The following is a 5,541-nucleotide window of genomic DNA, read 5'->3' as shown; positions in this document are numbered from 1 at the left end:
TTGAGCACCGGAAATCGCCTGATTTCTGTGATGTTCGTCAGGAGGGCGGAGCCTATGGAAAACCGGGGTGCCCGGGACCAGGCTCGGGGGAAAGGGGCGCTGTTGACGGTGACCTAAAGAGGTTATGGCTGGACGCCTGCATGTTGTATCTAAGACTGAACAGCAGTTTCTTGATGATGCTGTCTTTGCAGCGGAACGAGCAAAATGGAAAAAGCTGTCCGTGCCGGAAAAAAAAGAGGTGCTGCAGGTTGCCCGCGAGCATCTGACGATATCTGGGACAGCGTGAAGCCGAGGCTGCTCAACAGGCACGTGCAGAAGAACGGCAGGCCGCTGAATTCATCTGGAGCAAGCTCAAGCCTTTTCGTCGTTAATCAGCAACGCTCGCCGCAGCCAGGGGAATCGAGGAAGCGTCATTTCACCAGTTCTCAGCATATTACACGTATGCACGGGAGCGTCTGATGACCAAACAGCAAACAACTGCGCTGAACATGGCAAAATTCATTCAGGACCAGAGTCTGCTCCTGCTGGAAAAGCTCAACGAGCTGGATTTTGACAGTGAAGCGGATATATGTGAAAAGCTCCATGAGGATGCTGAACGTCTTCATAGCAGTCTTATGGCAACGTTAACTCAGGAATAGCGAAATTTGCATGGCAAAAGTATCAATCAGTGAAGCAGCCAGGCTTGCCGGCATTAGTCGACCTACCATTTACAAGCTGATGAACAGCGGACAACTTAATTTTACGTCAGTTGTAAAGGCGGGAAGGACTGTAAAGAACATTGATACGTCTGAGCTTATAAGGGTGTTTGGCACTATTGAAAACCTACCTCCTGCTACAGATTTTACAGTAAACCCGGAGCAGCAAATTACACAGGTTAACAGCCCTGATTTACAGCACTTGCAGCATGAGATTGAGTTGTTGCAAAAGGAAAATGAGGGTTTAAAAGAGGCTGTAACTTCGCGGGATGAACATATCAGCTCCCTTCGCCAGGCAATGCTGCTTCTTGAGCATAAACAGGGCGCGCAGCAACCTTTACCGCCTCCGGCTAAATGGTGGCAGTTCTGGAAATAACCGGTCTTTAACCCTGTAACCTTACTCTTATCCAGTGCTTCGGTCCCGACGACACGGTTACTTTTGCGCTTCCTGCGTCTCAGCTGGTATCTGTGCATCGGGATGACAGATTGTTGAGTTCTTGCGAGGTTTCCCCAGGTCGCTGACCTGTTCGCGGCTTACGCCGGGCTGACTTGCGTCAGACTCCCTCCACACACCCGCTTCCGGGTGTCGCCATCGATACCGAGCTGATTATTTTCCTTTCTTGTCTGAACACGTCTGCAGTTATGTCCGCAGCGCTGGGTTAAGGCCCGTTCAGGGCGCATGAAAACACGTAATACGTGCACGTCAGATTGTGGAGATCGCCGTAAAGCGTTGTGCCGCAGGGGCTGCAGTGTGGTTTTTTCACGCGTCACTTTGTACTGGCATTGCCAGCATCAAAGTGACGCCGCTCAGTCCGCAGGCGCGTTTGCCGCTGCAGAACGTGTACTTTCCGGAAAACGGAATGGTGAGCACGGGAAATCACGCGTTTCCCGCGGATAAATCCTGTCGGATTTATAAGGGGGTATTTACCGCGGCCTGAAAACCGTCAGCAGATGGCAGGATATACTGTGTTCGTCACTGCGTAGTGTAAGAAACCCTCATCGTCGCGTCGTAGGTGCGCTGTTTATGACGATATCTGCTTCCAGGGGTGAGCAGATGTACCACGCTTTGCGTTCTCCCTTTCAGGCTGCGGGAGTGTTCTGTACAGCCACCCGAAGGCGATCCTCTCAGGCCGTGGGATCATTGGTGGTCGTCATGGACGACAGGACTACCCGGGCATACTATCAACGTAAATTCGTGACGGTCAACCGGAGGTCGTGATGAGCGTTTCCATCAAATCGGCAAAATTTGATCCCTACAACATGTGGCTGCAGCTGAGCGACGGGCGCACCTTGGGCGTACCGCTGTCTTATTTTCCCGCGCTGGCCGGCGCCACCGCAGAGCAGCTTGCAACTTTTGAACTGAGCCCGCACGGCATTCACTGGGACGGGCTCAACGAAGATCTGAGCCTTGAGGGCTTTCTGGGCACGCAGAAACTGCAGCAGGTCAGAAAACCCTAACTCCGGACAGGAAATGTTTTGTGACCACCGCCAGCTGCGCCGGCGCCACAAAACAGCGGGACAAGATGTGTATTTGGAGTACCGCCGGCACGCCAAATCCTCCTGGCCAGGCTCCGCCCGGCACCCTAATAAATTTCGACGCGTCGAAATCTTCTTTTAATCTCTGATGAACGCAGGATAGAACAGCGTCAGCAAGTGGACTGCCGCGCCTGACGGCTTGGCCAACGCCTCACCGTCACACAGTAAACTGTGCGCCCGTTCACCGTTATGGCTGATGCAGGTCTGCGTACAGGTGTGGAGATGGGGCGCAGGCCCCATCAGGAGGTTTTTACTTTTTGGTGAAGTGGTGATTATTCAGGCTTGGCGGGAAGTTTTCACCCTTATCGACGTGACGATCATAAGATGAACCTGCATAAGTATTATCTGTGTCTTTATACTGGCCGTACGTACCAGTTTCGGTGCATTTCTGACCTGACCAATGATTTGCCATGCTGTGTAGTCCTTTTAATTGTCCCAGGGTATGGCTCTCACAAAATGGAGAACCGAGAATAATTTAATCTCATTTTTATGGTCACAAAGCACTCGTGGTCTGACCTGTGATCGGGGCATCAAAAGTAATTGCCAGTGATGCTCCCTGTAACGAGTTTTGTGCCAGAAATCCCCCTCTGGTTACAACATCCGCCCCAAATCCTTCCCCATTCACTTTGGTGCATGCCTATGCAGCCGCGCAGAAATCATCAGGGCCGTTTTTCAGGGTTTAAGCCAGAGAAAGGTGCCGGAAACGCCCCCTTCGCGGCAGAATGGCGCTGAGGGCCTCTCCGGGGGTGCGGCAAAGAGGTGTTATGGTAAAAACAGAGTGTTTTTGGGTATGGATGAAAATTGCTTCTCCGAGGCTGCAAACGTGAAGAGCACACTCATAGTAACCGTGTTCATCATCAATAATTCACTATGACTCAACCACTGCAGATTAATTGAACAAACAGCAATTATTTTGAATCTTATCCTGTAGCTTTTGACGTTTTTGTCATAATGTAGCCTTAAGGAATTACGGAGGGTTTAAAGTGATTAAGCATTTTGGGTTCAGAAACTTCTTTTCATTCAAAGAAGGCGGTGAAGTGTCCTTTCTTTTTGATAAAAGAGTAAGAGACACAGTGCCAAATAGAAACGGCATAAGTTATATTATGGGGATTAAAGGAGGGAACGGATCTGGGAAAACAAATATAATAAGAGGGCTTGGTTTTATTGCAAGGTTTATAGCAAACTCTGCGGATACTAGCGCTGATAGTAAAATACCTATAGACTCATTCTTTGCAAATAAAGAGCCTAGCGATTTTGTTATTGAATTTTGTATTGATGAAAGCAATTATATTTATGAGTTATCTTTAGATGCAGAGCGCGTTTTTTATGAAAAGCTATCTCGAAAACTAAAAAGAGAAGTCGTAGTCTTTGAAAGAGAAGGCGATAAGATAATTAAGTGCCTTAAGTCTATTGGTGAGATAAAAAAGGTAAAATTAAAAACTAATGCATCAGTCATCAGCTTAAGTAATAATTTTAACTTTAATTCTGAGATGGAAGATATTACTTCAGTAAGAAGCTACTTCAATTCCTTTGTATGCAATGTGGGTTACTCTGGATTGAGTGAGAAGTTTTCAAGCTTAGATTTTCGAGATGTATCAAAGCTTTATCATGATAACGATAGCATCAGAGAGTTTATGGTGGATTTTCTCAAGTCAATGGACTCATCTATTGCTGATGTTAAGATAATAAAAAGTGATTCAGAAAGTCCTGATGAAGCAAGCTATCTTCCTATTTTCGAGCATAAGTATGAAGGCGGCACGAGCAACCTTGTTATTCATGATGAGTCAAGCGGGACAAAAGTTTTATATAAGAACTTAGCGGTATATTGGTATGTAATAAAAAAAGGAGCAGTGTTAGCTTTAGATGAGTTTGATATTCACCTTCATGCAATGATGCTGCCAAAAATACTTGATTTGTTTGAGGATGAAATAAAAAACACCCAGAAAGCACAGTTTATTTTCACTGCTCACAATACAGAGATAATGGATTATTTGGGTAAGTATAGAACCGTATTAGTTGACAAGAGTGGGGTAGAGAGTTTTTGTTATCGACTGGATGAGATACCTAATGAAATTCTTCCTAACTCAGTCTTGAGGTCTGATAGGAAAATATCAGGGTTATACCTAAAGAAAAAACTGGGAGGGGTTCCTAATTTATGAGTAGGTTTAAAAACCAAAAGAAATCCTCATTCATAGATAGCAAAAAAGGTGAGATTGAAGAAGAGGAAAAGAAAAAAACAGTTGGACACGAGGAGAATGACATTTCGTCGAGACTTAAATTCAACTTTTCTTATTTCAATCCAGAAAGTCCTGGTTATGATTTTAATAATCTAAAAAAAGAGGCGCTTGCGGACTTTTATACAAAACTCAGAGTGTATAGTAGAGAGCCTTTAACACATTGGATGTTAGAGACAATTGGTAAAGGTAGTGGTCATGTGTATGAAAATTATGTTAATTTTCCGGATAACAGCGATTTTGATAACCCCGATCATGTTCCTAAGGGAGTAGAGTGGGGACGGTTTAGAATGGATTATGAGACACGCTTAGTTGGCTTTATCGTACCCCAAAATTGCCATGGAAAGGTTATAAAGTACAAAGGTAAAAATTATTACTTAGACTGTAACGTTTTTTATGCAGTTTTCTTAGATATGGACCATAGGTTTTATTTGACAAAGAAAAAATAAGCTTTATTTCTTGCGGGACAGATTTTCTAAATGTATTCTCTTTTAAAAGAAGAAAACCACCCTGGCAGGTGGTTTTTTCTAAGGTAGCGCGATCCTGGCAGATCTCGTTACCAAGGTAACTGGCTTGGAGGAGCGCAGTCACCAAATCCGTTCTCTTAGTGTAGCCCCATAACACCAGAAACTTCAAGACTCTCCTCTAAACCTCTTACCAATGGCTACCGCCAGTGGCGTTTTGTCGTGTCTGTCAGGGTTGGACTCAAGAGAACAGTTACCTGCACAGGCGTGGTAGTCGGACTAAACGGGGAGTTCGTGCATATAGTCCAGCTTGGAGCGAACCACCTAAGCAGTACCCAGTGTCAGGCGTAGTATGAGAAAACGCGGCCATAACAGCGGAAAGACACGGGCTAATCTGTAAGGTGGGAACAGGAGAGCGCACGAGGGAGCCACCTGCTAGAAATGGTAGGTATCTTTAAGTCCTGTCGGGTTTCGCCTCTTCTGATTTGAGCACCGGAAATCGCCTGATTTCTGTGATGTTCGTCAGGAGGGCGGAGCCTATGGAAAACCGGGGTGCCCGGGACCAGGCTCGGGGGAAAGGGGCGCTGTTGACGGTGACCTAAAGAGGTTATG

The 5,541-nt window shown here is 46.1% G+C and carries 6 protein-coding genes; all 6 read left to right on the top strand.

From position 1 onward, the window contains the following. The first annotated feature begins 124 nt into the window (after positions 1-124). Complete coding sequence (locus tag AEQ63_RS28695) at positions 125-286, top strand: hypothetical protein (RefSeq protein ID WP_161806103.1); 162 nt, start codon at positions 125-127, stop codon at positions 284-286. 172 nt (positions 287-458) lie between these two features. Then, the gene (locus tag AEQ63_RS23910; protein WP_064365111.1) at positions 459-638 is read left to right on the top strand and encodes a Rop family plasmid primer RNA-binding protein; all 180 of its coding nucleotides are present in this window, start codon (positions 459-461) and stop codon (positions 636-638) included. A gap of 10 nt (positions 639-648) precedes the next feature. After that, positions 649-1,071 carry a helix-turn-helix domain-containing protein gene (locus tag AEQ63_RS23905; RefSeq protein ID WP_064365110.1) on the top strand — a complete coding sequence of 141 codons (423 nt, stop codon included), beginning with the start codon at positions 649-651 and terminating at the stop codon, positions 1,069-1,071. 842 nt (positions 1,072-1,913) lie between these two features. Beyond that, positions 1,914-2,153 (top strand): DUF2442 domain-containing protein, encoded by a 240-nt coding sequence (locus AEQ63_RS23900; protein WP_064365109.1) that lies wholly within the window; start codon positions 1,914-1,916, stop codon positions 2,151-2,153. A 1,061-nt stretch (positions 2,154-3,214) separates the two neighbouring features. Continuing rightward, positions 3,215-4,390 (top strand): AAA family ATPase, encoded by a 1,176-nt coding sequence (locus AEQ63_RS23895; RefSeq protein ID WP_064365108.1) that lies wholly within the window; start codon positions 3,215-3,217, stop codon positions 4,388-4,390. Then, positions 4,387-4,914 (top strand): hypothetical protein, encoded by a 528-nt coding sequence (locus AEQ63_RS23890; RefSeq protein WP_064365107.1) that lies wholly within the window; start codon positions 4,387-4,389, stop codon positions 4,912-4,914. Before AEQ63_RS23895 ends, AEQ63_RS23890 begins: the two co-directional genes overlap by 4 nt. Positions 4,915-5,541: the final 627 nt, after the last annotated feature.

It is taken from the genome of Pseudomonas sp. RIT-PI-o (genome assembly GCF_001297215.1).
GTDB classification, from domain to species: domain Bacteria; phylum Pseudomonadota; class Gammaproteobacteria; order Pseudomonadales; family Pseudomonadaceae; genus Aquipseudomonas; species Aquipseudomonas moraviensis_A.
This window is presented reverse-complemented; position numbering and strand designations above follow the sequence as displayed.